At 42.7% G+C, this 1,096-nt stretch carries 2 protein-coding genes; both read left to right on the top strand.

Features of this window, described 5'->3' with window-relative positions; translation table 11 throughout:
- Positions 1–80 precede the first annotated feature (80 nt).
- Positions 81–431: an IS66 family insertion sequence element accessory protein TnpB gene (gene tnpB, locus HMPREF2811_RS03960; RefSeq protein WP_084801928.1), complete on the top strand. Its 351-nt coding sequence runs from the start codon at positions 81–83 to the stop codon at positions 429–431.
- Positions 432–499: 68 nt separating this feature from the next.
- On the top strand, positions 500–1,096 hold a 597-nt coding region (locus HMPREF2811_RS11530), incomplete at its 3' end, for an IS66 family transposase zinc-finger binding domain-containing protein (RefSeq protein WP_210386540.1).

Genomic DNA, 1,096 nt, shown 5'->3' with positions numbered 1-1,096 from the left:
GTAAACGCCGAATAACCAGGTACGTATCACAGCCCAACCACCTCCTGTATGATTAAGTTAAAACTTATGGAGGTGGTTGATTGATTATTAATCTCGATGCTGCTAAACGCTATTACATTATGACTGGTCGGACAGACTTACGCAAGGGAGTTGATTCTCTGGCTGCTCTCGTTCAAAATGATTATCAATTAAATCCCTTTGAAAAGAATCTCTTTCTATTCTGCGGGTCCAGGCTTGACCGCTTTAAAGCTCTTTATTGGGACGGCCAAGGTTTCTGGTTACTGTATAAACGCTATGAATCTGGCCGAATTCATTGGCCTAGACAGGAGGAGTCACTGAAGGAAATTGACCGTCACCAACTGATTCAGCTTATGGATGGCTTTTTGATCGAACCATCCGTTCAATCATTGGAAGGATCTTACACAATGTGAAAAAAACTTGATTAAATCGCTTACAAGGTATATAATCAAAGAAATTTGAACAGAAGGGAGGTCCGGGAATGGACATCAAATCCATAGAGACGCAGACACCTGAACAACTAATCGATATTATTGAAACACAAGAACGTGAAATTGAATGGTTGAAAGAACAGCTTCGTTTGATGATGAACCAACAGTTTGGTCGCAAGAAAGAAACGGCGCCTCAACCTGGACAAACCAGTCTGTTCGAGGATTGGCAGGAAGCTCTAGACAGCCTAGAACTAGAAGAAGATATCGTCCAAGAAGTGAAGGCTCATAAGCGTAAAGCAAAGAAGAATAAAGGGATCAAGCGGGCGATTCTCGACCAGTTCCCTGCCGAAGAAAAGCTACACGAACTTTCAAACTGCCAGTGTCCAGACTGTGGGGAATCTATGAAACAGATAGGTGCTAGTGCTGTTCGTGAAGAGCTTGTCTTCATTCCTGCTCATATGAAACGAATCATTCATAAACAAGCTTCTTATAAATGCGAGGGTTGCACTCAAAAAGAGGGGGCTAATGACAAAATCGTGAAGGCTCCCGTTCCTAAAGCTCCCCTCAACAATAGCTTGGGGTCTGCATCATTGATCGCTCAAACGATTCATCAAAAATATGGCTTGAAGTTACCCGCTTATCGTCAA

The sequence above is a fragment of the Globicatella sp. HMSC072A10 genome (assembly GCF_001811625.1).
In the GTDB taxonomy this organism is placed as follows: Bacteria; Bacillota; Bacilli; order Lactobacillales; family Aerococcaceae; genus Globicatella; species Globicatella sanguinis.
The sequence above is the reverse complement of the archived record's forward strand: the minus strand, read 5'-3'. Positions and strand labels throughout refer to the sequence as shown.